We start from the raw sequence: 26,652 nt of genomic DNA on the forward strand, positions 1-26,652 counted from the left end.
CGGAGCGCGAGCGATGGGAGACAGACTTTCTCGCGAGGCGGCCGAAAAGCGGCCGATGAGCATCGTCATACGCCGCAATAAGCGCGCGGAGGAGCATGCCGGCCATCACGGCGGCGCGTGGAAGATCGCGTACGCGGACTTCGTGACCGCGATGATGGCGTTCTTCCTGCTGATGTGGCTGCTGAGCTCGACGTCGAAGTACGAGAAGCAGGGCATCGAAGACTATTTCAATACGCCGCTCTCGACGATTCTCGGCGGCAAGCACACCGCCGACGCGGTGCGCCCGAGCGTCGTGCAGGGCGGTGGCCAGACGATCGCCGATACGCGGCCCAGCATCAACGCGCAGCCTCAGCAGCCCGTGGCCACGCCGGTGCGCGTCAATGCCGATGAGGAGGCGCAGCGCTTGTCGCAGCTGAAGGCCAAGCTCACGGCGCTGATCGAGCACACGCCAGCGTTGAATGCCTACAAGGACCAGATCCGCATCTCGATCACGGCCGAGGGCCTGCGCATCGAGATCGTCGATTCGCAGAAGCGGCCGATGTTCGCCTCGGGTAGCGCGAAGATGGAAGATTATGCCGTCGCGATCCTCACGCAGATCGGTGCGGCGCTCAACGACGTCGGCAACCGCATCTCGCTCGCGGGCCATACCGACAACGTGCCCTATGGCGGCGGCCAGGCGGGTTATACGAACTGGGAGCTGTCTTCGGAACGTGCGAACGCGGCGCGCCGTGCGCTCGTCGGGGGCGGCATGCACGAGGAGAAGCTGCTGCAGGTGCGAGGCCTCGCCGACGTACTGCCGATGCAAGGCAACGATCCGAATGCGCCGACGAACCGCCGTATCAGCATCCTGGTGATGAATAAGGCGGCCGAGCAGGCGTTCTTCCGCGATGGCGGACGGGCGACGACGATTGACGGTTCGCAGCCGGCCGTGCCTTCGCTACAAGAGGCGGTCAAGCCGGTGGCGATGCACCGCGATGTAGCGCCAGCAAACGCCTCGTAACGGCCGCAAACTCGCCGTGCTTCGCCGTGCTTCGCCGTGCGGCCGATTCAAGCGGCTGCGACAGGCGGGGCCTGTCCTGGCCAAACTCCGAAACTGGCGCTGAATTTCCGGCCTTCTCGTTCGATCTATTGGGGGCATAACCCGATAATCTTGCACGCTCGCGGAGGCCATGCGAGGCTCCGACTAAGCGTTTCCGGGGCGGCTCGGTCTGGGGAGGCGACCAGCTCGTGCCGCCTGCAAAGCGTTCAGCCACCGCCTCATCCTTTACTCACGAATTGTCATGACGATGAACGCACAAGCCTTCACCGGATGGGTCGACCAGGCCACAGCGGTGGCTGTTTCCGGCTGGGCCGCCCACGCGGCGCAGCCTGACTCGCCGGTGAGACTCGCCTTTTATGTCAACGGCGAGAAGGCGGTTGTCGCCACCTGCGAGAACCCGCGTCCCGATGCGGTCGCCGCAGGATTTCCGGGTGCACGCGGTTTTTCCGTGAATCTCAAGCCTTGGTTGAAGGACGGCTCGAATGCACTCGATGTCCGTGTCGAGCCATGGGGCGCGAGCCTGCCGAACGGCCAGCAACTCATCCACGTCGGACGGGCCGCCGAGATCGGTGGTTACTGGTCCACCCAGTACAGCAAGACAAACACGCTGACGACGCGTTGGTGGGAGAGCGACTACATTGTCCGGCGCATCAATCGCCGTGTCTGCGGCGAACCGTTGCCGGGACTCTCCTCCGGGCTGCATCGGCTCGCACTTCAACGTTTTGCCGACCGGGTTCCGTTCGCTCGCGGCGTATCGGTCGGATGCGGAACCGGGTCCAAGGAGCGCAATGTCATCAAGAGCGGACTCGTGCGGCACTTCACGTTGTTCGAACTCTCGTCGGTCGCGATCGATCAGGGCCGCGCGCAAGCCGCCGAGGCCGGGCTTTCCGAGAACATGACCTTCCGTATGGAAGACGGGCTCGTTGCCGAAACGCAGGAGGCCGTGTACGACTTGGTGTACTGGAACAATTCGCTGCATCACATGTTCGACGTCAAGGCCGCGCTCGAATGGAGCTGGCGCGTGCTGCGCAAAGGCGGCGTGCTGCTCATGGACGATTTCGTCGGGCCGACGCGCATGCAATGGTCCGATCAGTTGCTCGCGATCAACACCTCGGTACGCCAGGCGATCCCGCCTCAATATCTGGGCGTTCCGGGACGCCCAGGTCAGGTGCTTCCGACGGCGGTCGGTCGCCCGACGCTGGCAGGCATCATGTCGGTCGATCCATCCGAGTGCGCAGACTCGGCCAATATCCTGCCCGAGCTGACCCGGATCTTTCCCAACCCGTGGGTGCTCAAGACGGGCGGCGGAATCTATCACCTGGCGCTGAACGACGTGTTGCACAACATTGTCGCGGCGCAAGACTACGACTTGCTCGAAAAGCTGCTCGAGCTCGACGATATGTGTGCGGAGAAGGGGGAAACGCATTACGCGGTGGCGATCGCGGTGAAATGAGCGCGCGCGCCGATTCCGCGAATTGGCGTGCCTTTCCGCTTCATCTCCGGGTTTTGAACGCGGGGCCGATGCGGATAATCCGATAACGACCCAAGCCTTCGTTACCGTCATGAGCGCCAGCGCACCGATTCGAGTGGTTTCGACCGAGCCCGATGAACGCATCTTCGTCACGCAGCCGCACATGGCGCCGCTCGACGAGTTCATTCCCTATCTCGAGAAGATCTGGGAAAGCAAGGTTCTGACGAACCGCGGCCCGTTTCACCGGCAGCTCGAAACCGCGCTGTGCGAATACCTCGGCGTCGATCACCTCGCTTTGTTCACAAACGGCACGCTGGCGCTCGTTACTGCGCTTCAGGCCTTGCGGATCACCGGTGAGGTGATCACGACGCCGTATTCGTTCGTGGCCACCGCGCATTCGCTGCTGTGGAACGGCATCAAGCCGGTGTTCGTCGACGTCGATCCGCACACGCTGAACCTCGATCCGAAGAAGATCGAGGCCGCCATTACCCCGCAAACGACAGCCATCATGCCCGTGCATTGCTACGGTCATCCATGCGACGTCGACGCGATCCGAGCGATCGCCGACAACTACAATCTGCGCGTTATCTATGACGCCGCGCATGCGTTCGGTGTCCGTGGGCAAGAGGGCAGCATCCTGCGGCACGGCGATCTGTCGGTGCTGAGCTTTCACGCGACGAAGGTTTTCAACACGTTCGAAGGCGGTGCGATCATCTGCCCCGATGCTAAGACGAAGCAGCACATCGATCATCTGAAGAACTTCGGCTACGTCGATGAAGTGACTGTCGTCGCGCCCGGCATCAATAGCAAGATGAGCGAGATCAACGCCGCGTTCGGGCTGTTGCAGTTGCGTCACGTCGACGAAGCGCTTGCCCAGCGCAAGGCCATCGATGCGCTGTACCGCGAACGGCTCGCGCACGTGCGTGGTATTCGCTGCCTGGCCGACGCCGGCGAGGCCGTCGCGAACTACGCATACTTCCCGATCCTCGTCGAAAACGAGTATTCGCTCGAACGCGACGCACTGTTCGAGAAACTGCGTGAGCATGGGATCGTCGCGCGGCGTTACTTCTACCCGCTCATTTCGGATTTTCCGATGTACCGCGGTCTGCCTTCCGCCAATCGCGAGAACCTGCCTGTCGCTACGGACGCCGCACGGCGTGTGTTGTGCTTGCCGATCTATCCGTCGCTTGCGCACGAGCAGGTCGAGCGCATCGTCGATATCATTGCGCAGGCCGCGTAAGGTGTGATGCGAGACGCGAAGCTTGCTGCTTTGCGGCCCGTTCTTCGAGGCGATGCGATGACACAAGAGGCGATCGGCGGGTATTTCGAACTCGAGTTGCCGCTTGCGCAGGGCGAACTATATCCGCAGGCACGGCGGTTTCAGTCCGCGCGCGCGGCGTTTGCCGCACTGCTGATGGCTGGCCGGCCGAGCCGCATCTGGATGCCCTGGTACAACTGCGAAACGATGCTCGAGCCGCCCGAGATGGCCGGCGTACCCATCGCGCGGTATCGCATCGACACGCAGTTCGAGATCGCCGATGACATCGTGCTCGGCGACGACGAGTGGCTGCTCTACGTCAATTACTTCGGCATCAGCGATACGAAGCTCGAGAAGCTGTTCGCGCGCATTCCTCGCGAACGCATCGTTATCGACAATTCGCAGGCGCTGTTCGCACCCCCCGCTGATTGTCTGGCGACGCTTTATTCGCCGCGCAAGTTCTTTGGCATTCCTGATGGCGGCTACCTGATCACCAGCCGTCACATCCCTCTCCCAGACGAACAGGACATGGGCTCGATCGGGCGCTTCGAGCCACTACTGATGCGCATCGACCAAGGGCCAGAAGCCGGCTACGACGGCATCCGTGCCGCGCGTGCCACGCTGCGCGGCCAGCGGCCCAAGCGCATGTCGGCCCTCACGCAGCGCATGCTCGCACATATCGACTATCGCTCGGCCGTCGAGCGGCGTCTGCGCAACTACGCGCTTTACCACGCGCTGCTCGGTGCCGACAACGCGCTGCCCGTGCCAGCCGTGCCTGCACATGCGCCGCTCTGCTACCCGTTCTGGAATCATCGTGCGGACCTGCACGCGGCACTCGCCGCGCAGCGGATCTTCGTGGCCAAGTATTGGCCGAACATGCGTGGTGCGACGGGGACTCGCGACGATCTCGAATACCGTCTAGCCACTGAATGCCTCGCATTGCCGTGCGACCAGCGTTACGACATCGACACCGTCGAGCGCGTGGTGGCGGCGCTGCGCGAGGCCATCGCCGCCAAATAAAACGGCGCGAATCGCGGCGTCAAGCGTTCATCGTTGCGGTGGATACTTCACGCCGTGCCGGACACGAGCGTTGTGCCCGAGCGCAGCATCTGGACGACGGTGTCGGGCGCATTCCACATCAGCACGTCGAGAATCGAAAGCCCCGGTTCGAAGCGATAGGGGCCTACCTCGTAGACGGGGCTTTCGAACGACAGGAATTCGAGCGCAACGTTGTGTGTGGCGAAGTCGGTAGGATCGAACAGCTCGCGGCCGCCGATCGGGTTGACGTAGCCGCTGGCCCCGAGCGCCGCGCTGATCGCAGGCGCCCAGCCGCCCGGCGGAAGCTTCTCGGGCAGCGACAACGCAAGCTCCGAACAAATGCGATACGAAAACGGCAGGCCGAGATACGCGCAGACTGCAGCCAGTCCGCGCACGTTCAGTTGGACCAGCGACGTATCGGCCTCATCGCCCATCGCCTCTTGCACGAGCGCTTCGACGGCGCGGTAATAGGGCGCCTTGTTCTTGTAGTGCGTGAGCTTGCCGAGCACGCTGCGACGCGTATCGGCCGGGTTCAGAACTTGCGCCTCGCAGGTCTTGATCGAGATCGAGCCGTTCGAGAGCGGCACGTTCACATAGTTCCAGCCGTCCTTTGGATGCAGCACGCGGTTGCGGTTCATCCAGGTCTTCGGCGTGTATTGGGTGATGTCAAACACCACCCACGCGTCGGTATGGGCAATCAGTGCGAAATGCCCGAGGTACGGGAAGAAGTACGGCTGCATGATGCCCAACTTCACGTCAGGCCCCCAGCTTCTCGGCGATTGCGGCAGCGTGCCTTTGAGCGAAGCGGACCCGCTCGGCGATAACTTCGACGCCCGCGCCTTCCACTTGCGCACCGATCGGCAATTGCAAAATCGATTCGCACCAGGCTTGCGTGTTCGGCAGCGCGATGCCTTGCGCGGCCGCTTCATGGCGCTGCGCGCCGAGGCCGCGGTCACCCGCCGCTTCGATGTTCTCGGCCGCGAGCACTTTGATGAGCATGTCGCGCGTGAGGCCGAAATGCTCGGCATCGATGCGGCACACGACGTTCTGGTAGTTACTTGCGGTGACGCCTGTAGGCGCGACGAACGTGAGTCCCGGGACGTCGGCGAGCTGCGTTCGATAGGCGTCGTGCAGGCGCCGGTTGCGCGCGATCAGCTGCGGCAGATCGTCGAAGTTCATCAGCGCGATCGCGGCCTGTGCCTCGGAGAGTCGACCATTGCCGGTCTTGCCAACCGGCACCGCGCGGCCCATGCCGTAGTTGCTGCGGATGTTGCGCACGTGGGCGGCCAGATCGTCATCGTCGGTGCAGATGACGGCACCTTCCGTCGCGCTGAGGATCTGGTTCGAGTGGAACGAGATGACTTCGAGCCGGCCGAATCCGCCTACCGGCTTGCCACCGATTTCGCACGCGAACGCGTGGGCCGAATCGAAATAGAGCGTGATGCCGTAGCGGTCGGCAAGCCGCTGCAGGCCGGCCACGTCGGCGGCGCCGCCCCACAAGTTCGTCGCCAGGATGCCGCTCACGCCGTCGGCGAGATGTGGCTCGACGAGCTCGGGCGTCAGATGTCCCGTTTCATTGGAGACATCGCAGAACGCGGCCTCGGCTGCCGACCATGCCAGCGATTGGGCCGTGTTGACGAAGCTGAACGCCGGCACGATCACCTTGCCTTTGAGTCCGAGCGCCTGGGCGGAAAGCGCCAGCGCAATCGTCGCGTTCGTCACGCACATCGCGTGGCGCACGTTCAGGTGCTCGGCAAGCCGGGCTTCGAGTTGCTGCGCCAGCGGACCGTGGTTCGTGTAGTACTGGCGCGCGAAGATGTCGCGGAACGCGGCTTCGTAGCGGTCCCAGCTCGGGAAGTTATGCTGGCCTAGCGCCATGCGCCGCGGTAGCGCGGGCGTGCCGCCGAAGACGGCGAGGCTGGCCGGAGTCGAAGTGCGTGTGTTCATAGCGGGAAACGCTCGTTGATGGCGTCGGCATGCGTGTGAATGAAGCGCAGCAGCGCGACGATTGCCTCGATATCGGCTTCACTGACGAAGTGGCCGCACGGCAGCATCAGGAAACGCTCGGCGAGTCGCTCGGTCGCGCTCAAGTCGCCGAACACCATCGCGTATTCGGTACGCTTCTGGTGCAGTGCCGGGTAATAGTAGGGGCGCGAGAGCATGTGCTCGGCATGCAGCATCGCGAGCACGCGTTCGCGCTTGACCGGCCAGCCGTCGAGCAGCTCGACGACGATGTTCTTGTAGCCGCATCGCTCGCTTTCGTCGAACTCGACGAGGCGCATGTTGGGCACGGTCGGGATCAAGCGCTTGTACGCGTAATAGCGTGCACGGTTGCGCACGACCTGATCGTCAACATCGTCGAGCGCGGCCAGTGCCATCGCGGCGTGGATCTCGTTCTGCTTGGCGTCGATGCCGATCGGATCGAGCGAGCCGTCGTCCTTGAGGCCGAAATGACGCATGTCGCGCAGACGTGCTGCGAGTGCGCCGTCGTTCGTCGTCACGTAGCCGCCTTCGAACGCATTGAAGAGCTTGCTCGATTGCATCGAAAAGCATTCGGCGCGGCCGCACGAGCCGATCTTGCGGCCGCGATACGACTCGTAGACCGATTCGACGGCGTCGAACAACAGTGGAATGCCCGTCTGCGCCGACAGCGCTTCGAGCCCCTCGATGTCGCAGCAGTTGACGATCGGATGCACGCCGAGGATCAACGCCGTGTTTTCGTTGATGCACAGCGCGGCTTTCTCGGCGGTGATCGACAGGGTGACGGGATCGACTTCGCAGAAATGCGGCGTGAGCCCGGCCCAGGCGACGATGTCGGCCAGGCGCCGGTAGGTCAGCGACGGCATCACGACTTCCGTCTTGCCTGGTAGCGCGAGACACTTCATCGAGAGCACGAGTCCCCAGAAGCCACCCGCGAACGACACGCAATGCTCGACGCCGTGAAACTGCGCGAGGCGCCGCTCGAGCTCGTGCTCGACCGCGCCGTGGTCGGTGTATTGGCCCGCGGCATGAAAGATCTTCGAGTAGCCGAGAAACTGTTCGACGTCGGGCTGCACCAGGTTCGATATCGAGCGGATCGTATCGAACACCGGCGCGCCGCCGAAGACGGCGAGATCGGCTGGCTGTGTCTTGCTGAACATGGGATTGATTGCTCCGATACTGCCAGGGTCGGTTGGCGATGAAACGCGCTCGCGTCAGCGCGCGCGTTCGAGCACGACGTTATAACGGTAGTGGGCTTGATAGAACGTGTCGGGCATGCGCTCGATACGCGTGCGCCATCCGCTGCGCGCAGCGAGTGCCGAGATCTGCTCGGGCGAGCGCCACTGGCCGATCTGCGAGGCCGGATCATCGAGCTCCAAGTGGTAGTCCTTGCCTTCGGGGAAGAACAGATGCGCGCGATCGCGATCGGGAAGGTTGCCGAGGAATACCGTCGTCACGTTCGAGAAGCGGGTGGCGAGCTCGCCGAGCACAGTCGCCGCTTGCTCGTCGTTCAGATATGAGAGCACCGCGTAGCACAGCACTTTCGTGAAGCGCGTGGGGTCGGCTTCGCTGTGCAGGAATTCGCCGACATCGCCGACGGCGAACGAGAAACCGGGGCGCTGAAATTTGCGCTGCGCAACGGAAATCAGGTACTCGGAGAAGTCGACGCCGAAGTATTCGGCGCAGCCGTCGAACAGGAAATTCGACAGCGCACCGTTGCCGCAGCCGAGTTCGAGCAGATGCTCGCGGCCGTTCAACGCAAGTCCGGCGCGCATCGAATCGACGATCAGCTGAATCTGCTCGTCGGACACCGGCTTGCCATAGACGGTGCGGCGCACTTGCGCCCACAGATCGTCGGGCGGCACCGTCTTCGGGTATTCCTTATAGTCGGATTTCGGATAGTCCATGTGAGGGCGTCCGTTCAAACGGGGGTGGCTGCGGCACGTGCCTGCGCCGCTTGTTGTTTGCGCTGCGCGATCCGCTCGGCGACGCTGGCGCGCGCGAATGCGAAATCGGCCTGGAAGCGTTCGGAGATCAGCAGTTGGTCAGCGGGGCGCGTCGTGAGCTCTTCGAGATTTGCGTGAAGGCGCGCGATTTCGGGCAGCACGCCGACGAACTGTGCGTAGAGGTTTTGCAGCCGGCGCTTGGCCGCCTCGAGATGCGAGGGCGGCAGATTACCGGCCGCCGCTTCGCAGCGGATCATGAGCTCCCATTCGTAGAGCCCGGCGCTGAAGTTCGAACTCATCACACGCGAGGCCTGCCCGTCGTGACGGCGGAAGGCGCTCAGGTAACCGCCCACGGCGACGAGGGGTGCACGCTCGGCGATGTTCAGGAACATCGCGACGTCGCTGCCGAGAAAGTCGAGCTTGAGGCCTCGATAGTCGACGATGCGTTCGACGTCCACCTGTTCCCGATCGAGCATCACGTTGCTCGGCTCGCCGATGAAATTGTTGATCCCGCCGATCATCCGTTGCACGAGGTAGCTGCGATCGACGAGCCCGGTCTGGCCCGGTTGCAGCAGCGGCGGGGGCGTGGAGACGACCTGATTGTTACCATCGATGAGGACGCGGTCGTGAAAGGCAAGCCACGAGTCCGGGTTGACTGCCAGCGCGGACGCGAGCACTTCGACGGACGCGGGCATGAGCACGTCGTCATCGCAGAGCCACTTGACGTATTTGCCCGTGGCCCGGCGCCAGAGCGCCTGGAAGTTCAGCGTGCCCTTCTGGAAGCCGTGATGGAAGTAGCGGATGCGCGGGTCGCCGAAACTTTCGACGTGCGGCGCGAGCGCTGCATCGGGTGTGTCGTCGCCGACGAGAATTTCGATGTCCTGCAACGTCTGGCCGACGGCGCTCGTCAACGCTTGCCGCAGATACTGGGCCTTGTAGGCCGGAATCAAGATGCTGACCAACGCCATACGGCGAATCCTTTGTGTCTCGCGGTTGCCGGTTTATCGTGCGCCGTCGCGTGGAAGCCAAGCAGGGCACAGGGCGAATGTCATGCCAATGCGTGCCTCGCACACGATTCACCGCCGTATCGCCCGAGCGAGACGCAAGGCGCCTCACGCTTGAGCGGACTTTCGATGTGCTGCAGTGTAGCGTCGCCTGTCCATGTTCAATCGGCGAAATAGACCCCGGTTTGGCCGTCAATCCTTGCATTCGGCAGCTGTTTGCCGTCGCGTATTTGACAAAATGACCCGGAAACCGCGCGCTATTCCAATGATTGAAGGCGCCGTCGGCCCCTTATGCTGCATGCCAGTGTTAATAGCCAGCATGGCGCGTATTGCATCGTGCGGCTCCCTCGGCGGCTGGGTCCATGGCCGTTCGCAGCAGGTCAATCAAGGAAGATTCCGTTTCATGGCAACCGTCAGCATTCTGATCCCGGCGCGTAAGGCCGACTACCTTGGCCGCGCACTGATCAGCGCGCAGCAGCAGACCTTTGGCGACATCGAAATCCTCGTCGGCGATGACACGCATGACGCCGCGCTTGCGCCTATCGTCAGCAGAATTGGCGATCCGCGGATTCGTTACTTCCACCACGGCTTCGGGGACGCACGCCGCAACGCGGAAGCGCTGTGGTCGCTGGCGCACGGCAAGTACGTCAAATGGCTCGCCGACGATGACTTACTGATGCCGACGTCGGTCGAGGTGCTGGTAGAGGCGCTTCGTCTGCATCCCGAATCGGCGCTCGCGTTCCATGCTCGCGTCCTCGTCGACGAGGACGACGCCGTTGTGCACACGCCGACCCAGATCGTCAACGTGGGCGAGCGCGCACTTGTCGACCGCAACCTGCTCGTTGCCGAAATGGTCGGCCGGATGCATAACTTCGTCGGCGAGCCCAGCAACGTCATGATCAATCGCGAACGTGCGAGCGCGGCCGATTTGTTCACGTATCGGTCCCTCAAGCTCGACTACCTCGGCGACGTCGCCATGTACCTGAATCTTGCCGAACGTGCGCCGCTCGTCGTCGTGGGCGGCTACTGGAGCATGCTGCGCCGTCATTCCGAGCAGGCTTCGCCGGCGACGAATCCGAGCTACAGCGCGGGTCTCTATGAATGGGAGCTGTTTGTGCGCGGCGAAGCCGCGGCGGGGAGCCTCAGCGGCGCAGCGTTGGCCGAGGCGGCGAACCGCTTGAGGCAGCATTACGCCGGCTTTGCAGGAGAGCTGCCCGAAATCGGGCGCCTGCTCGCCAATATCGACGAGCTCACGGCGCGCGCACCGCGTGAGCTGTTCGACAGCGAGCGTTTCCGCGCCGACTTTGCACACGCACGCGCGAGCGTCGAGGCGCGCGTGGCGCAGCACGCTCGGGCCGGTGCGACTGCACAGCGCGCGAACCAGCCGATACAGCCGCAGGCTGTCCAAGCTGCGCCGGGCGTGACGGCTCAGAAGGTCTGCTCCGTCTGCGAGCAGCAGGTCGATGCGTGGCTACCCTATCCGCATGGCGTCGACCGCTCATTCCTCGATTACATCGAGCCGGTCGGCTCGACGCTCGAGCGCTATCTGTGTCCAAAGTGCGGTTGCAACGACCGCGAACGCCATTTGTGGCTTTACATCGCGCTGTCAGGGCTGCTCGAGCGTGCGCCCGAGATGCGCATTCTGCACATCGCACCCGAACACCACATCGAGCCGCGGGTACGTCGGCTCGCGCCACTCGAATATATCGTCGGCGACCTGTATCCGAGCGCGCCCGGACATCGACGGATCAACGCGGAGCAACTCGACTTTCCGAGCGGCCACTTCGACCTGATCATCTGCAATCACGTGCTCGAGCATGTCGATAGCCCGCAAGCTGCGCTCGCCGAATTTCATCGTTGCCTGAAGCCAGGCGGCCACTTGATTGCGCAGACGCCGTATTCGCCGGTGCTCAAGTACACGTTCGAGCTCACGAAGGCGCCGTCGACACAATTCGCGACGCGCTACTTCGGTCAAAACGATCACGTGCGTTTCTTTGGCGCGAACATCGCCGACTACTTCCATGCAGCTGGCTTCAGCGGCGAGCTGTACCCTCATTCGACTGCGCTCGAAGGGCTCGACGAGCATGCATGGGGCGTCAACGCGCGCGAACCGTTCTTCTTGTTCACGAAGCAAGACGCGGCCGGAGGGGAGGTGCCGCGCACGGTCGCCGCGGCCACCGCGAGTGCGACGAGCGCCACAGTCGCGCCGGCCGGTATGCCCGCCGCCGCGACTGCCACGCAAGCCGCACGCGCGGCCGGCTTGGCGGGCAAGCCGATCCGTCTCGTCTGCGCGACGCGCTGCGCACAGGAAAACTTCCTGCGCGACACGGCGCTCGGCCGCTCGCTGGCCGTGCATCGCCACGCCAATCCGCCCGAACTGCTGTTGTTCGACAAGAATTCGACCGGATTGCCCGCGCTGTACAACGCAGCGATCGAGCAGGCGGCGTCGAGCCCGGCCATCCTCGTGTTTGTGCATGACGATGTCTCGATCTGCGATTACTTCTGGACCGATCGCGTCCGCGAGGCGCTTGGCCAGTTCGACGTGGTCGGCCTCGCAGGCAACCGCCGCCGCTCGCCGTTGCAGCCAGCATGGGCCTTCGCGACGCCTGACTTCAAGTGGGACACCGCCGAGTATCTGAGTGGTTCGGTCGGTCATGGCAAGGGCTTCCCGAGCGACGAAGTCTCGTACTTCGGCCCCGCGGGCGTCGAGTGCAAACTGCTCGACGGCCTCATGATGATCGCCGACAGCGAGCGCCTGATCGAATCGGGCACGCGCTTCGACGAGCAATTCGACTTCCACTTCTACGACATGGATTTCTGCCGCCAGGCGGAGCTCAAGGGCCTGAGCATGGGCACCTGGCCGATCAGCGTCGTGCATGAGAGCGCTGGTGCGTTCAACACGCCGCCGTGGCGTGCCGCCTACGAACGCTACCTGCGCAAGTATGGCCACTGATCGCGCGCCGCTCGCCGGGCGGCTGTTCGTCAACCCGGTCGAGCAATTGCGAGCGGGATGTGAAGGCGCAGCGCTGCAAGCGGCGCTGCCGGTGCTAGATCAGCCGGCGCCCGGCGCCGTGCGATTCGTCACTCCGCCCGCGATCGCGCCGCGTGTACAGGCTTTTCCGCCTTCGGGCGAGCCTTCCTCGGCGCCTCTGCAGTCGGTTGCACCATCGCCGCCGTCGCCATCGACTCCGCCTTTGGCGATACCGCCGATCGAAACCGGCCTTGTTCTCCAGCAGGCGGGACGCTTTGCCGAAGCCGCAGCCATCTACCGCCAGATCCTCGCCGTCGATCCCAAGCAGGTCGACGCCATGCATCTGCTCGGTCTAGTCGCCTATCACGAGGGCGACTACGTGCAAGCGACCGACTGGATCATGCGCGCGCTGAGCCACTTCGAGAGCGAGATCTTCTACGGCAATCTCGGCAACGCCCTGGCCGCGCGCAGCATGCGGGCGGCGGCGGCCGAGAGCTATCGCCAGGCCATCGCGCTCAAGCCCGACTACGTGCCCGCGCACAATAACCTTGGCAACATGCTGCGCGAGCAAGGGCAATTCGCCGAAGCGGTCAAGTGCTTCAAGACCGTCATCGCGCTGAAGCCCGATTACGCAGAAGCGCACAACAATCTTGCCAACGCGCTCGTCGACCTCGGTGAACTCGACGCGGCCATCGATGCTTATCGACACGCGATCGCGCTACGCCCGGACTTGCTGGAAGCGCGCAGCAATCTGCTGTTCATCCTCAGCTATCGCGAAGACCAAAGCCCGGCCGACTATCTGGCTGAAGCGAAATCGTTCGGCCGCGCTGCCACCGCACAAGCGAAGCCCTACACCGACTGGCGCGTGCCTTTGACGGCGTCGCGCTCCGGCCCGCTGCGAGTCGGCTTCGTCTCGGGCGATTTGAAGGTGCATCCGACGGGTTACTTCCTCGAAAGCATCCTCGAGCACGTCGACCGGCGGCGCATCGAGCTCGTCGCCTACCCGACCCGGCGCTTCGAAGACGAATTGACGGCACGCATCAAGCACCGCTTTGCCGCTTGGACGTGCCTGGCCTCGCTAAGCGACGAGCAAGCCGCGCGCCGCATTTGTGATGATCGCATCGACGTGCTCGTCGATCTGTCGGGGCACATGAACTACAACCGTCTGCCACTGTTTGCGTGGCGTCCGGCGCCGGTGCAGGCGAGCTGGCTCGGCTACTTCGCGAGCACGGGCATGCCGGAGATCGACTACGTGCTCGGCGATCCCCATGTGTTGCCCGACGATTCAAAAGATCAGTTCACCGAAACGTTGTGGCGCCTGCCCGACAGCTACCTATGCTTCACACCGCCGGTCGAGCGTGTGGCCGTAGCGCCGCCGCCGCTGGCGGCAAACGGCTACGTGACGTTCGGCTGCTTCAATCATCTGATGAAGATGAACGACGCCGTCGTGGCCGTATGGGCGCGCATTCTGCACGCCGTCCCGAACGCGCGCCTGTTCCTCAAGGCCAAACAGCTCGACGACGCGAGCGCGCGCGACGCGACGCTCGCACGCTTCGCAAAGCAGGGCATCGAAGCACATCGACTGATCCTCGAAGGCCGCTCGCCGCGTACCCAATACTTCGAAGCGTATGGTCGTGTCGACATCGCCTTGAGCCCGTTTCCCTATCCTGGCGGCACGACGAGCGTCGAAGGCTTGTGGATGGGTGTGCCCGTGCTCTGCCGGCGCGGCGATCGCTTCCTGTCGAACATCTGCACGAGCATGCTGCACTCGGCGGGCCTGCACGACTGGATCGCCGTGGACGATGAAGATTACGTCGCGAAGGCGATCGCGTTCGCGGCCGACGGCGCACGTCTGGCTGCTTTGCGCAGCACGCTGCGCGCATCACTCGCCGCGTCGCCGCTATGCGATGCCGCGCGCTTTGCGCGCCACCTCGAGCAGGCGCTCGAAGGCATGTCGCAGCAGCGCATCGAGCAGGTTGCAGCAAGCGCGCCCGCGCTGGCCGGAGCCCGGCGATGACGCGGCACCCGAGCAAGCCGGCGCGCGCGGTTTCACCAAACGGATCGACCATGCAAGACAACAGCCGCCTGCTGAACGAGGCACTCGCGCATCATCAGGCGGGACGCCTCGCCGAGGCCAAGACGCGCTACGCGAGGATTCTCGAGGCCGAGCCCCGGCATGCCGATGCGCTGCATTTCATGGGCTTGCTCGCGTGTCAGATCGACCAGCGCGACGCGGGCATCGCATTGATCCGCGAATCGATCGCCGCCTATCCGAGCCCGATCTATCATAACAACCTCGGCAACGCGCTGCGTGAAGCCGGCGACCTGACGCAAGCGATCGATGCCTACCGTCAGGCGATTGCGTTGAAACGCGACTACGCCGAGGCGCACAACAACCTCGGCAATGCATTGCGTGAAGCCGGCGAGCCCCGCGCCGCACTGGATAGCTGCGCGCAGGCCATCGAGCTGCGGCCTGGCTATGCCGAGGCTTACAACAACCTGGGCAATGCGCTCAAGGATCTCTGCGAGCTTGATGCGGCCGCTGCCAGCTATGGCAAGGCGATCGCCGCGAAACCGGAGTTTGCCGAAGCGCACCTGAATCTCGGCCACGTGATGAAGGCGAAAGGCCATATCGACGCGGCGCTCGAGTGCTATCGCGAGTGCGTCACGCGCGCGCCGCAACTGGCCGTCGCGCACGACAGCCTCGCGACACTGCTCATGCATCGCGGTGAGATCGATGCGGCGATCGAGAGTTTCCGGCGCGTCGTCGCGCTGCAACCCGATTCGGCTCCGGCGCTCAACACGCTGGGCAACGCCCTGAACAGCGCTGCGCGCGTCGGTGAAGCGGTGCCCTGCTATGAGCAGGCAATCGCGCTGGCGCCCGACTTCGCCGATGCCTATCACAACCTCGCGAACGCGTTGCGCCGGCTTGGCGTCGCCGAGCGCGCGCTGCCCTACGCGCGCCGCGCGATCGAGCTGCGCGACGACACGCCGTCGTTTCACAACAACCTCGGCACGATCCTCGCGGACCTCAACGAATTCGATGCCGCCGTCGAGTGCTATCGCAAGGCACTCGCGCTGAACCCCGACTTCGGCGAATCGCACACGTGCGTGCTGTTTGGTCAATCGTATGTGAAGCACTGGTCGGCGCAAACGCATCTGCATGATGCACGCTACTTCGGCGAGCGCATGGCCGCGCGTGCGACGCCGTACACGGACTGGCCCGTGCTGGCCGATACGCGCGCCGGCCGGCCGCTGCGCGTCGGCTTCGTGTCGGCCGATCTGCGCAAGCACCCGGTCGGCTATTTCCTCGAATGCGCGCTGGCGCAACTGGACCGCTCTCGCGTGACGCCGATCGCCTACTCGAACGGCCTGCACAGCGATGAGCTGACGGCGCGGATCAAGCCGAGCTTCGCCGCGTGGCGACACGTAGCCGATCTCGACGACGCCGAGCTCGCCCGCAAGATCCGCGACGACCGCATCGACATCCTCGTCGATCTGTCTGGCCATACGGGCCGCAACCGCCTGCCGATGTTCGCGTGGCGGCCGGCGCCCGTGCAGGTCAGCTGGCTCGGCTACTTCGCGACGACGGGGCTCAAGGAAATCGACTACATCCTCGGCGATCCTCATGTGCTGCCGCACGGCGAGGAAAATCAGTACGTCGAGCAGCTGTGGCGGCTGCCCGACTGCTATCTGTGCTTCACGCTGCCGAGCGAGGCGACGCCAGTCAACACCTTGCCGGCACTTGCCAACGGCTACGTCACGTTCGGCTGCTTCAACAATCACAAGAAGCTCAACGATCACGTGATCGAAGTCTGGGCGCGCGTGCTCGCAGCCGTGCCGGGCTCGCGTCTGCTTCTGAAAAATCATCAGCTCAACGAAGCGATCATTCGAAACGATACGTTGGCGCGTTTTGCGCGTCACGGCATCGGCGCCGAGCGCCTCATGCTCGAGGGGCCATCCTCGCGCGAGCAGTATTTTGCCGCCTACCACCGCGTCGATTTCGCGCTCGACCCGTTTCCGTATCCGGGCGGCACGACGAGCGTCGAGGGGTTGTGGATGGGCGTACCGGTGCTGGGCCGCCACGGCGATCGTTTCCTGGCCCATCTCGGCGAAATGGTATTGCAGACGGCAGGCCTGCCGCAGTGGATCGCCGTCGACGATGACGATTACGTCGCGCGCGCCGTAGCCTACGCGAGCGATTTGCCCGCGCTGGCGGCGTTGCGCGCAAGCTTGCGTGAACGCGTGATGCGCTCGCCGCTGTGCGACGCGCCGCGCTTCGCGGGCCATCTCGCGATGGCCTTCGAGCAGATGTGGCAAGCGCGTGTAAAGCGTGCAGACGCAACACACGAGTTACCCGAAACAAGCGAAGTGGAGGGCGCGCAATGACGCCGCCGCTCCATGTCCCGGGTACGACGCAAGAGGCGGCGTGCACGGTCGACGCAGGCCTAGCTCATCACCATGCGGGCCGGCTCGACCAGGCGCGCGCGCATTACGAGCAAGCGCTCGCGCTGATGCCGCAACATGCCGATGCGCTGCATCTGCTCGGCGTCGTCGCGATGCAGCAGCAGCGCTACGCCGATGCGCTCGATTTGATCGGGCGCGCGATCGAGATCAGCCCGCAATCGACGTACTTCGACAATCTCGGCAACGCACTGCGCGGCTGGGGTAAGCTCGCGGCTGCGGCTGAAAGCCATCAGCAGGCCATCGCGCTCGACGCGCGCAACTTCCGCGCCCACAACAATCTCGGCAACGTGCTACATCAGATGCGGCTGCCGGCCGCCGCGGCAGCGAGTTTTCGCACGGCCGTCGAGCTGAACCCGAATTTCGCTGAAGCGCAGAGCAACCTCGGCAACGTCTTGCGGGAGCTCGGCGACTGGACGACGGCCGAGACGCATTGCCGTCGCGCGATCGCGCTGAACCCCGCATTCGGTGAGGCGCACAACAACCTCGGCAATGCGCTCAAGCAGCAGGGCAGGCTGCTCGAAGCGGTGCAATGCTACGAACGCGCCCAGCAGCTGATGCCGCACGAGCCGCAGGTGCCGCTCAATCTCGGCATCGTCAAGCGCGAGATGGGATTTCACGATGCCGCGATCGCCTGCTTTCGCGAGGCGCTCCTGCTGCGGCCCGGCTCATGCGAGGTGTGGAGCAATCTGCTGTTCTCGCTGAGCTTTTCGCAAGACACGCTGCCGGCGGATTATCTGGCCGAGGCGCGCCGCTTTGGCGAGCTCGTTGGCCGGCACGTGCAGCCCTACACCGATTGGTGCATCGACGAACAGGCGGATGCACCGCTGCGCATCGGCTTCGTGTCGGGCGACTTCCGCGCGCATCCGGTCGGCTATTTCCTCGAGAGCGTGCTCGGCGAACTCGATCGTTCGCGCGTGCAGCTCTACGCGTATTCGACGCGCCTTTACGAGGATGCCGTCACCGAGCGCCTGAAGCCGCACTTCGCGAGCTGGCGCAGTCTCGTCGAGCTCGACGATGCGGCCGCCGCGCGCACGATTCGCGACGACGGCATTCAGATCCTCGTCGATCTGGCCGGCCATACCGACGCGAACCGACTCACCGTGTTCGCGTACAAGAGCGCACCCGTGCAGATGAGCTGGCTTGGCTATTTCGCGTCGACGGGGCTTGCCACGATCGACTACGTGCTCGGCGACCAATGGGTGCTGCCGCCCGATGAGGCCACGCACTTCGTCGAACGTGCGTGGCGGGTGCCGCAAGGCTACCTGTGTTTTACGCCGCCTGAGCCGGCGGTGGCGATCGCGCCGGCGGCGGGCGCCGCGTCGCGGCCGTTCACGTTCGGCTGTTTCAGCGATCTCGTCAAAGTCAACGAGCGTGTCGTGGCCGTCTGGGCGCGAATTCTGCACTGCGTACCCGATGCGCAGCTGTTTCTGAAGGCGCAGCAGCTCGGCGACGCGGCGCAGCGTGAGGCGACGCTCGCGCGCTTTGCCGAGCATGGCATCGAAGCCGAACGCATCGTGATGGAGGGGGCTTCGCCGCGCGCCGACTACCTGGACGCTTATAACCGCGTCGACATCACCCTGAGCCCGTTTCCGTATCCGGGCGGCACGACGACGGCCGAGAGCTTGTGGATGGGCGTGCCCGTGCTATGCCGGCGCGGCGACCGCTTTCTTGGCCACTTGTGCGAGAGCGTCGTGCAGAGCGTGGGACTTGGCGAGTGGATCGCCGCCGACGAGCACGATTACGTGGCGAAGGCGCTCGCCTTCGCTGGCCAGCGTGCGCAATTGGCCGCCTCGCGCAAGGCGTTGCGTGCGCGCGTGCTCGCTTCGTCGCTGTGCGATGCGACGCGCTTTGCGCGTATGCTCGAAAGCGAATTCGCGGCGATGTGGCAGGCGTATAGGCGAGGGGGCGAGCGCGATGTCAGTGTCGAAGTCGATGCGCCGAGTGGCGACGAAGCCCCGTCTCAGGGTGGCGGCCCGAGTCTGCGCCGGCCCGTGCAAGGCACGGCCGTAACGTTCGTGACGGCGCGACCGTAAAGCGGTAATGCGGTGACAAGTGCAGAGCGAGGCGCAGTGGCCGGTGCCTCGCGCTTTCGTACGGATGCGAGCGCGTGTCTACGCGCTCGCTCACACTCTCACGCGGTACGCGTGGCAGCTGCGTTGCGCGCGGTCTGCATCAGCGTATTGCGCACCTGTTGGAACAACTGCATGTACGAGCCGCGGCCCGTTTCGATCGCGGCTGTCTTCAACGCATCGAGCACGAGCAGATCGGCCGGGAACGGCGCGACGATCGAGCCCGACATCGGCAGGAGCACCGGATCGTAGTGATGCGCGCGCCAATGGCGCTCGGTCATGAGCAGTAGCGACACCATGCGCTCGATGATGAACACCTTGGCCGGCACGAAGCCGTGACCGTAGGTGATCGGGCCGTTCAACTGAGCGGCGAGCGCGCTATTGTTCGCCTCCGCGATCGCAAACAGCACTTCGCATTTCTCGAGCCAACGCCGCCAGAATGCCGGCGTCGCCACGAAGTAATTGCAGAAAATGCTGTGACGCGAATCCATCAGCACGGTATGCGGGTCGACGCCGGGCGCGAGCAGCGAGAGCACGGATTCGAAGATCGACCAGATGCCGGGATGGTTCGTCGCCGCCTGCTCGAACACGTTGAGGTGCACGGCGCCTTGATCGAAGAACGGTGAGAACGCGATGACGTCGGCATCGCGCGGCGCACTGTCGATGAAGGCCTTGGTTGCGGCTGAGTCAAGCTTCGTCTTGCCGTGGAACTTCGGCGAGAAGAAGCCGTAGCGCGTGTTTTCGTCGAGCGTGTTCGAGAGCAGGAACTTGCGGATCGGCCAGTATTCGCGCCAGTCGGGACGCTGGCCGCAGTTGTCGAGCGGGATGAAGCCAGGGTCGACCTGCGCGCGCGTGTCTTCCGAGTAATAGATCTGATGGATCTCGATGCGGCGCTGGCCGGTGGGCGGCGTCGACGGTGCAAGCATGTCGTGTCTCGTTCAAAGGATGGCGTGGCGCGGCGTGCGCGCACGAGGCTGGCGTTAGTGTGCCCTGCGTGCCACGAAAGGTATGGGCCGAACAGCGTGCCGAATCGGGCTCAATTTCGGGTGTCGACAGGACATCGCAACAGGGTGCTGCGCCGATGCGAGGCTTGTACGCGGACAATCCGCCAGCGCTCGTCATGCCAATAAAAAAGCCGCATGACGCGGCTTTCAAGGTGATACCGCCGCGCAGGCTGCGCACGGCTGTTCTTGGTTGTTGTTCGTTCAGTGAGCGAACTGACTGCCCTATGGGGTCGCGAGATACTGCCCGGCGGCAGCGACGCGTCGCTGCGCTTCGCTATAGCTGGTCGAAATCGCATCGCAGGCCTCGCGCGCCTTGCTCTCGATGGTGTCGTTCATCGACTGGATTTCGCGGATCATCGCGAGCCCTTCATCGGTTTGATCGGGGCCGAGCGACATCAGGAGCGGCGAACGTTCGTCGGCGAGGTCGGCGGCGAACTGCCAGTCGCCGGCTTCCATCGCGACGACGAGCGTGCGCGTCAGTTCATGGGCGCGTTGGAGGGATTCATGCGACATATCCGGAAACTCCTTTCAGGCCCGCGTCAGGCCGACTTGTTCATCGTGCCGGCGCTGCCGTTGCCGCCGAACAGCTGGTTCAGATACGAGGTGTTGCTCGCCGTCTGCGACATGATCGTGTTCAGCTGCGTGAACTCGGCCTGGTACTGCGCTTGCAGCGTGGCCTGATAGGCGGTCAGCGTCGTTTGCGCTTGGTTCTGCGTCGTCACGTCGGCGTTCAACGTCGATTGCCGCTGTGCGATCTGGCCCGTCACCGCGGAGGTGTACGAGTTGATGAAGTTGTTCAACTGCTCGCCGATGCCGTTCGTGCCGTTGAACACGTTCGACACCATGCTCGGATTCGACGCGAGCGTCGATTGCAGCGTCGAAGCGGTGAAGTTGACGGTGCCGTCGTCCTTCAGGTTCACGCCGAGTTGTGCAAGGCTGTAGGTCTGACCGCCGACGCTGATGCCGCTCGCCATGATCGACCCGATGCCGTTGACGGCCGAGTTCAGCATTGCATCGCCGAGCAACGGGCCTGCTTGCTGGCCGGATGCGGCGCTCGCGTTGTACGAGGAGAGCTGTTGTGCCGTTTGAACCCACGCGGTATAGGCGGTGGCGAAGTTCTGCACGGCGGTCACGATGCCCGACGTGTTGGTCGCAACCGACAGCGTTTGCGTCGTGCCGACCGAAGCCGACGTGAGGCTCAGCGTCACGCCCGTCAATGCGTTCGTGACGTTGTTGTTGGCGCTGTCGACCGTGCTGCCGCTGATCGTCAGCTTGGCGTCCTGGCCGGCGGCCACTTGTGCGAAGTTCGCCGTCGCCATGCCCGCATCGACGGTCGGATCGGCGGACACGCCGACGGTGTTGGCCGCGCCGGTCTGCGTCGAGGTCAACACGAGGTGCTGGCCGTCGGTCGCCGTCACGACGGCCGCCGTCACGCCCGGATTGTTCGACGCGGTGTTGATGGCCGACGCAATGCCGGATAGCGTATTGTTCGACGAATTCAGCGCGATGGTCATCGTGCTGGTGCCGACGCTGATGTTCAGGTTGCCGGTGCCGAGCGTTGCGTTGCTCGCATAGGCCTTCGAAGAAATCTGGTTTGCGGTCGCGATCTGCTGCACGCTGACCGAGTACGAACCTGCCGCGGCGCCTGTCGTGGTCGTGGCGGTGATGCCGTTGCCGCTCATGGCGGCCGACAGTTGCGAGAAGATACTGCCGTCGGACAACCCGCTCAGCGAGTTTTGCAGCGCGGAGAGCTGCGATTGCATCGTGCCGAGCGCGGACAGTGTCGTGTTGTCGCTCTGGATCGCGTTGCTGATCGTCTGCTGCTGCCCGGCGATCTTGGCCGTCACGAGCGCGCTGACGAGCGAGTTCACGTCGAGCTGCGAGTTCGTCACACCGCTCAGGATCGACTGCGCAGCCTGTTGCAGGATGCTGTTGGTGTCCGTGGTGCCGCTGGTCGTGGAGGGTATGGTACTCATGCCAGGCTCCGTGCTTTTCGCTAAATCGGGAATCGAAGCTGGGCCGTTCTTCAGTCAGGACCGGCCGGTGGATCAATGCGGAGCGGGAGGCATGCCTCCCGCTCGGTGATGCTTTGCGCCGGTACCGCGAGATGCGCTGCGCAACGCGTCGCGCGGCACCGGCTTTGCGCGGCGAGCCTTGAAGCCGGCCCGCCGCGCGTGGCTCGCGCTCTTATTGCAGGAGCTTGAGCACTTGTTGCGGCAGCGAGTTCGCTTGCGACAGCACCGAGATACCGGCTTGTTGCAGCACTTGTGCCTTCGACAGGTTCGCCGTTTCTTGCGCGAAGTCTGCGTCTTCGATCTGCGACTTAGCAGCCGACAGGTTCGTCGATTCCGTTTGCGTGTTGGTGATTGCAGCGCTGAACGTGTTCTGCGTTGCACCCAGCGTTGCTTGGAAGTTGTTGACTTGCGTCAGTGCTGCGTCGATCGCCGTGATCGCGTTTTGCGCGCCCGACGTCGTCGAGATGTCGATACCGCTCACGCCCAGGCCGGTCGTCGTCCACGACGTCGTGCCGAAGTTCGCCGTGATCGTTTGGTTGGCCGAAGCGCCGATCTGGAAGTTCACGCTGCCCAGGCCGCCGAGCACAGCTTGACCGTTGAACGTCGTTTGCGATTCAACGCGGTTGATTTCCGTCAGACGCGTCGAGACTTCCGTTTGCAGGTTGCCTTGAGCTGCCGTGCCGAGCGAGCCGTCGCCCGATTCAACTGCCAGCTGGCGGATACGCTGCAAGTTGGCAACGGTCGACGAGATCGCGCCCGAAGCGGTTTGCACCATCGAGATACCGTTGTTGGCGTTCATCACGCCTTGGTTCAGCGCGTTGATCGATGCCGTTTGCGTCGTCGCGATAGCGAGACCAGCAGCGTCGTCGGCGGCGGTGTTGATGCGCTTGCCCGACGAGAGGCGGTTGATAGCTTGCGACAGCGCGCTTTGCGAGCTCGACAGGTTCGATTGCGTCGAGAGCGACAGAATGTTGGTGTTGATGTTCAGCATTTCTTTCCTCGTTTGGGAAACGGTCCAGGGACTAGGCTGGTTCAGGGTTCGGCGTCGCGCTTTCGCGATTGGCGCCCGCCTGTCCTGGTTGTCGGCGAGGCGCGGAAAAAACTTTAGGGAGCGATTGACGATTTGCCGGACGAATCGCCGCCACAAACGAGCAAATGCCTGTGGCGCAAGCGTTTGCGACCAGTGAACGGTTTTTCGAAGAGGGGCAATTGCGCGCGTTTGAGCCGTTTGATCGACTCAGGAACCTGAGTTAAGCAATGGCTTGACGCCACGATTCCAGCGTTTGGGACCGTGGTGATTAGGTGATGGCTTGGCCAGACGGCCGATTCGGCGGGGAAAATCCTCGCAAGAACAAGGAAGTAGCCCCGCACGAGTTTACCTGTTATGATCCCAGGTCGAATTGAGATCGCTGCCGCGCGCGTTTGCGCAAAGTGCCGCCGCTTTGCTTGTGGCGAAGCGATTCGGCATGGGGCCCGGCAGTGTGACGCGGCGCCGGCAAGCTTTGCCGGCCGGCGTTCGCGGTGAATGCTCCACCCTCTCTTTTCCGGCCTCCGCAGCCGTTTCGCTATTCGGCCTTTCGTTCAGAGCCTGATCGAAACGCCCGGAAGACCGATGCGTGTGCAGGTTGCCGCCACGCAATTGACCGCAACTTTGGAATTTACATGACGACGATTCTTCTGAAGGAAAACGAGCCGTTCGAGGTGGCGATCCGCCGCTTTCGTCGCGCCATCGAAAAGAACGGCCTGATCGCCGAGCTGCGTGAGCGTCAGGCTTACGAAAAGCCGACCGCTGTGCGTAAGCGCAAGAAGGCCGCGGCAGTCAAGCGCCTGCACAAGCGTCTGCGCAGCCAAATGCTGCCGAAGAAGCTGCACTAAAAGCAGCATCGCACGCGTTTGCCGCTGATCGGCGAGCGCGACGGCTTGCATCAAAACGGCGGCGTGCTTCGCAAGAAGCACGCCGCCGTTTGCGTTATGCGGCGTGTTTTTCCAAGCGCTGGGTCGACAAGCCGAACTCGCGTGCGATCGAGGCGAGTCGTTCGCGCCACTCCCACACGCCGAATGCGTCGTGCACGTTTTGCAGGCAACTGAGCAGGCTGACCGTGCGCGGATCGTAGATGTTCACGCGCGCTTTCACGAGCGCCTTCTTCAGTGCCGCGATACCGGCATCCATATAGGCCGGCACCGCCTGAGGCGGCATGCCGACGTAGCGCACCGGCACGCCTTCCATCGTGCTCAGATAGTCGCGCGGGCTGATCAGGGCACCGATCGGGCAGCCGCCGTGATAGCCACGGTATGCGCCGCCGCCGCGCGGCAGCAGGGCCGCCTGCCCCTGGCTGAAGAGGTGGTCGACGGCATGGTCGAACAGGGCTTGCTGCGTGAGGAAATGCAGGTTCTTCATGGTCTCTTTGGGGCGGTCTTCTTGGCAGTCGTGCCGCGTAGGCATGTGGCGCAGCGATCGTTGTTTGTCCTAACTGATATATAACGGCCGACCGCGCCACGAATGCAGGCCTGTGGGGATAGTCCCTAGGCGGGCGATGATTGTCGAGGCTCTAGCGCACGCTAAGCGGTGACTTGATTGCCGCCGGATTTGGCCAGTGCCGCGCAGCGGGCATGCCCGGCGCAATCGATCTGGTGATCGTTGACCATGCCGATGGCTTGCATGAATGCGTAGCAGATCGTCGAGCCGACGAACTTGCAGCCATAGCCCTTGAGCGCTTTGCTCAGGGCATCGGAGGTGGGTGTCGACGCAGGAGTGTGTTCCTTATAGGCGCGCCAGGCGTTTTGCACGGGCTCATTGCCGACGAACGACCAGACGAAGTTCGCGAGCGAGCCGTGTTCGGCGCGGATACGCAGCACGGCGCGTGCATTGACGATGGCCGCTTCGATCTTCGCGCGGTTACGCACGATGCCGGCATCGTTCAGCAGGACATCGACGTCGGCGGGCGTGAAGCGCGCCACGGCTTGCGCATCGAAGTTCGCGAACGCGCGGCGATAGTGTTCGCGCTTGTTCAGGATCGTCGACCAAGACAGGCCGGCTTGCGCCCCTTCGAGCACGAGCATTTCGAACAGATAGCGCTCGTCCCGCGAGGGCACGCCCCATTCAGTGTCGTGGTATTGCTCGTCCGCCGGCGTTCTTACCCAATTGCAGCGCTGCGTCATTCGGTCCTCGTTCTCGTTCGCTTCGTTGTCGGCAAGCATAGCGGATCGACGGCTCGCGGCAACTTGGCCGTTTGGCAGATTGGCGCCGCGCGGCGAAGCGGCTAACCTTTCGATCCGATGGTCGGCTTGCCACGGCGCGTGGCGGGCATGACAGCTCCAGGCAGCGTAAAGCAGCGAAGGATGAAGGTAATTCCATGGAACCAGCACAACACTTTCTGATCGGCGTCGACGGCGGCGGCACGGGCTCGCGCGTCGTGCTGGCCGACCTGCACGGCACCGAACTCGCGCAAGCGGTGGGCGGCGCGTCGGGCCTCGGGCTCGGCATCGAGCGCGCGTGGCAGGCCATCGAGGCGGCCTGTGCAGAAGCGTTCGCTCAGGCGGGCGCTGCGCTCGACTGGTCGCGCTGCACGCTCGGTTGCGGGCTCGCCGGCGTCAACAATCGCGATTGGCTCGCCGCGTTCCTCGCCGGCGCGCCCAAGTTGGCGGGCCTGGTGGTCGAAAGCGATGCGTACACGACGCTGGTCGGCGCACATGGCGGCGCGCCCGGCGTCATCGTCGCGGTTGGCACCGGCAGCATTGCGGCGGTGCTTGAACCTGGCGGGGCGTGGCGCGTAGCGGGCGGCTACGGCTTTCCGTCGGGCGACGAGGCGAGCGGCGCATGGCTCGGATTGCGCGCGGTCGTGCACGCTCAACAGGCACTGGATGGACGCGCTCGTGTCGATGCGTTCGCGCAAGCGCTGCTGGCGCGAGCCGGTGCGTCCGACCGAGACAGTCTCGTCGTCTGGCTGTGCAACGCGAATCAGACGGCCTATGCAAGCCTGGCGCCCATTGTGCTCGAGCACAGCGCGCATCCCGTCGCGGCCGCGTTGCTCGCTCAGGCAGGCTCTGACATCGCCAAGCTCATCGATGCGCTTGATCCGGCTGGCACATTGCCCGTTGCGCTGTGCGGCGGGCTGGCGCAGCCGCTGAGCGCATTCGTGCCGCCCGCGTCTCGGGCAAGGCTGCGTGCGCCGCAAAGCGATTCGGCGCACGGTGCGCTGCAGCTTGCGCGGCAAGCGTTCGAGCGGCGTCGGCAGCCTTGACCGGCGCGAACCGGTAAGCGGCAAGCGTCAGTTGCGGCGACGCCGCGCTCGGCCCGTCGAGCGCGTCACGTGACCGTGCGCCGCGGTGCTTTTATCGGGGGCGATACAATGAAGGCCTTGCGGTCCCGCTTGCTCCCGCGCCTCTCCTT

At 64.0% G+C, this 26,652-nt stretch carries 21 protein-coding genes; 10 read left to right on the forward strand and 11 right to left on the reverse strand.

Features of this window, described 5'->3' with window-relative positions:
• Window positions 1-13: 13 nt before the first annotated feature.
• The 4 genes from motB to D7S89_RS19860 all read left to right on the forward strand — a co-directional run bounded on the left by motB (window position 14) and on the right by D7S89_RS19860 (window position 4,788).
• The gene (motB, locus tag D7S89_RS19845) at window positions 14-1,000 is read left to right on the forward strand and encodes a flagellar motor protein MotB (RefSeq protein WP_121280231.1); all 987 of its coding nucleotides are present in this window, start codon (window positions 14-16) and stop codon (window positions 998-1,000) included.
• A gap of 280 nt (window positions 1,001-1,280) precedes the next feature.
• Window positions 1,281-2,492, forward strand: a complete 1,212-nt coding sequence (locus D7S89_RS19850; protein WP_121280233.1) for a class I SAM-dependent methyltransferase — start codon at window positions 1,281-1,283, stop codon at window positions 2,490-2,492.
• A gap of 109 nt (window positions 2,493-2,601) precedes the next feature.
• A complete protein-coding gene (locus D7S89_RS19855) occupies window positions 2,602-3,750 on the forward strand; it encodes a DegT/DnrJ/EryC1/StrS family aminotransferase (RefSeq protein WP_121280236.1) in 1,149 nt (382 codons plus the stop codon).
• A 57-nt stretch (window positions 3,751-3,807) separates the two neighbouring features.
• Window positions 3,808-4,788, forward strand: a complete 981-nt coding sequence (locus D7S89_RS19860; RefSeq protein ID WP_121280239.1) for an aspartate aminotransferase family protein — start codon at window positions 3,808-3,810, stop codon at window positions 4,786-4,788.
• Between the two features lie 47 nt (window positions 4,789-4,835).
• Here D7S89_RS19860 and D7S89_RS19865 read toward each other — a convergent pair whose 3' ends face one another.
• From D7S89_RS19865 to D7S89_RS19885, 5 genes are read right to left on the reverse strand one after another with little or no spacing between them, the layout of a single operon-like run.
• Window positions 4,836-5,561 (reverse strand): WbqC family protein, encoded by a 726-nt coding sequence (locus tag D7S89_RS19865; protein ID WP_220702187.1) that lies wholly within the window; start codon window positions 5,559-5,561, stop codon window positions 4,836-4,838.
• Between the two features lies 1 nt (window position 5,562).
• Window positions 5,563-6,753, reverse strand: a complete 1,191-nt coding sequence (locus tag D7S89_RS19870; protein ID WP_220702188.1) for an aminotransferase class I/II-fold pyridoxal phosphate-dependent enzyme — start codon at window positions 6,751-6,753, stop codon at window positions 5,563-5,565.
• Window positions 6,750-7,946: an aminotransferase class I/II-fold pyridoxal phosphate-dependent enzyme gene (locus D7S89_RS19875; RefSeq protein WP_121280242.1), complete on the reverse strand. Its 1,197-nt coding sequence runs from the start codon at window positions 7,944-7,946 to the stop codon at window positions 6,750-6,752. The genes D7S89_RS19870 and D7S89_RS19875 overlap by 4 nt, the downstream gene beginning before the upstream one ends.
• A 54-nt stretch (window positions 7,947-8,000) precedes the next feature.
• Complete coding sequence (locus D7S89_RS19880; protein WP_121280245.1) at window positions 8,001-8,693, reverse strand: class I SAM-dependent methyltransferase; 693 nt, start codon at window positions 8,691-8,693, stop codon at window positions 8,001-8,003.
• A gap of 14 nt (window positions 8,694-8,707) precedes the next feature.
• A complete protein-coding gene (locus D7S89_RS19885; RefSeq protein ID WP_121280248.1) occupies window positions 8,708-9,700 on the reverse strand; it encodes a glycosyltransferase family 2 protein in 993 nt (330 codons plus the stop codon).
• Window positions 9,701-10,139: 439 nt separating this feature from the next.
• Here D7S89_RS19885 and D7S89_RS19890 point away from each other — a divergent pair, with 439 nt between their 5' ends.
• The 4 genes from D7S89_RS19890 to D7S89_RS19905 are packed head-to-tail and all read left to right on the forward strand — an operon-like array spanning window position 10,140 to window position 19,207.
• A complete protein-coding gene (locus D7S89_RS19890) occupies window positions 10,140-12,689 on the forward strand; it encodes a methyltransferase domain-containing protein (protein ID WP_183085277.1) in 2,550 nt (849 codons plus the stop codon).
• The gene (locus D7S89_RS19895; protein WP_121280253.1) at window positions 12,679-14,724 is read left to right on the forward strand and encodes an O-linked N-acetylglucosamine transferase, SPINDLY family protein; all 2,046 of its coding nucleotides are present in this window, start codon (window positions 12,679-12,681) and stop codon (window positions 14,722-14,724) included. The genes D7S89_RS19890 and D7S89_RS19895 overlap by 11 nt, the downstream gene beginning before the upstream one ends.
• 50 nt (window positions 14,725-14,774) lie before the next feature.
• On the forward strand, window positions 14,775-17,096 hold the full coding sequence (locus D7S89_RS19900) for a tetratricopeptide repeat protein (RefSeq protein ID WP_121280255.1): 2,322 nt from the start codon (window positions 14,775-14,777) through the stop codon (window positions 17,094-17,096).
• Window positions 17,093-19,207, forward strand: a complete 2,115-nt coding sequence (locus D7S89_RS19905) for an O-linked N-acetylglucosamine transferase, SPINDLY family protein (protein ID WP_121280258.1) — start codon at window positions 17,093-17,095, stop codon at window positions 19,205-19,207. Before D7S89_RS19900 ends, D7S89_RS19905 begins: the two co-directional genes overlap by 4 nt.
• Window positions 19,208-19,305: 98 nt before the next feature.
• On the opposite strand, the gene D7S89_RS19910 is transcribed toward D7S89_RS19905, so the two are convergent.
• From D7S89_RS19910 to D7S89_RS19925, 4 genes are all read right to left on the reverse strand, one after another.
• Window positions 19,306-20,169 carry a hypothetical protein gene (locus tag D7S89_RS19910; protein ID WP_121280261.1) on the reverse strand — a complete coding sequence of 288 codons (864 nt, stop codon included), beginning with the start codon at window positions 20,167-20,169 and terminating at the stop codon, window positions 19,306-19,308.
• Between the two features lie 300 nt (window positions 20,170-20,469).
• The gene (gene fliT / locus D7S89_RS19915; RefSeq protein ID WP_121280263.1) at window positions 20,470-20,760 is read right to left on the reverse strand and encodes a flagellar protein FliT; all 291 of its coding nucleotides are present in this window, start codon (window positions 20,758-20,760) and stop codon (window positions 20,470-20,472) included.
• Between the two features lie 26 nt (window positions 20,761-20,786).
• Entirely contained in the window at window positions 20,787-22,223 is a 1,437-nt protein-coding gene (gene fliD, locus D7S89_RS19920) for a flagellar filament capping protein FliD (protein ID WP_121280265.1), read from the reverse strand.
• Window positions 22,224-22,434: 211 nt separating this feature from the next.
• Window positions 22,435-23,253, reverse strand: coding sequence for a flagellin domain-containing protein (locus D7S89_RS19925; protein ID WP_121280268.1), 819 nt, complete (start codon window positions 23,251-23,253; stop codon window positions 22,435-22,437).
• Between the two features lie 671 nt (window positions 23,254-23,924).
• Here D7S89_RS19925 and rpsU point away from each other — a divergent pair.
• Window positions 23,925-24,137: a 30S ribosomal protein S21 gene (gene rpsU, locus D7S89_RS19930; protein WP_004198205.1), complete on the forward strand. Its 213-nt coding sequence runs from the start codon at window positions 23,925-23,927 to the stop codon at window positions 24,135-24,137.
• 94 nt (window positions 24,138-24,231) lie between these two features.
• Here the strand turns inward: rpsU and D7S89_RS19935 are convergent, their stop codons facing one another.
• The gene (locus D7S89_RS19935; RefSeq protein WP_121280389.1) at window positions 24,232-24,660 is read right to left on the reverse strand and encodes a hypothetical protein; all 429 of its coding nucleotides are present in this window, start codon (window positions 24,658-24,660) and stop codon (window positions 24,232-24,234) included.
• Between the two features lie 161 nt (window positions 24,661-24,821).
• Window positions 24,822-25,421 (reverse strand): DNA-3-methyladenine glycosylase I, encoded by a 600-nt coding sequence (locus D7S89_RS19940; protein WP_121280391.1) that lies wholly within the window; start codon window positions 25,419-25,421, stop codon window positions 24,822-24,824.
• A 194-nt stretch (window positions 25,422-25,615) separates the two neighbouring features.
• Between D7S89_RS19940 and D7S89_RS19945 the strand changes: the two genes are divergently transcribed.
• Window positions 25,616-26,503, forward strand: a complete 888-nt coding sequence (locus D7S89_RS19945) for a glucosamine kinase nucleotide-binding domain-containing protein (RefSeq protein WP_121280270.1) — start codon at window positions 25,616-25,618, stop codon at window positions 26,501-26,503.
• The last annotated feature ends 149 nt before the right edge of the window (window positions 26,504-26,652 follow it).

The organism is Trinickia fusca (assembly GCF_003628145.1).
GTDB lineage: Bacteria > Pseudomonadota > Gammaproteobacteria > Burkholderiales > Burkholderiaceae > Trinickia > Trinickia fusca.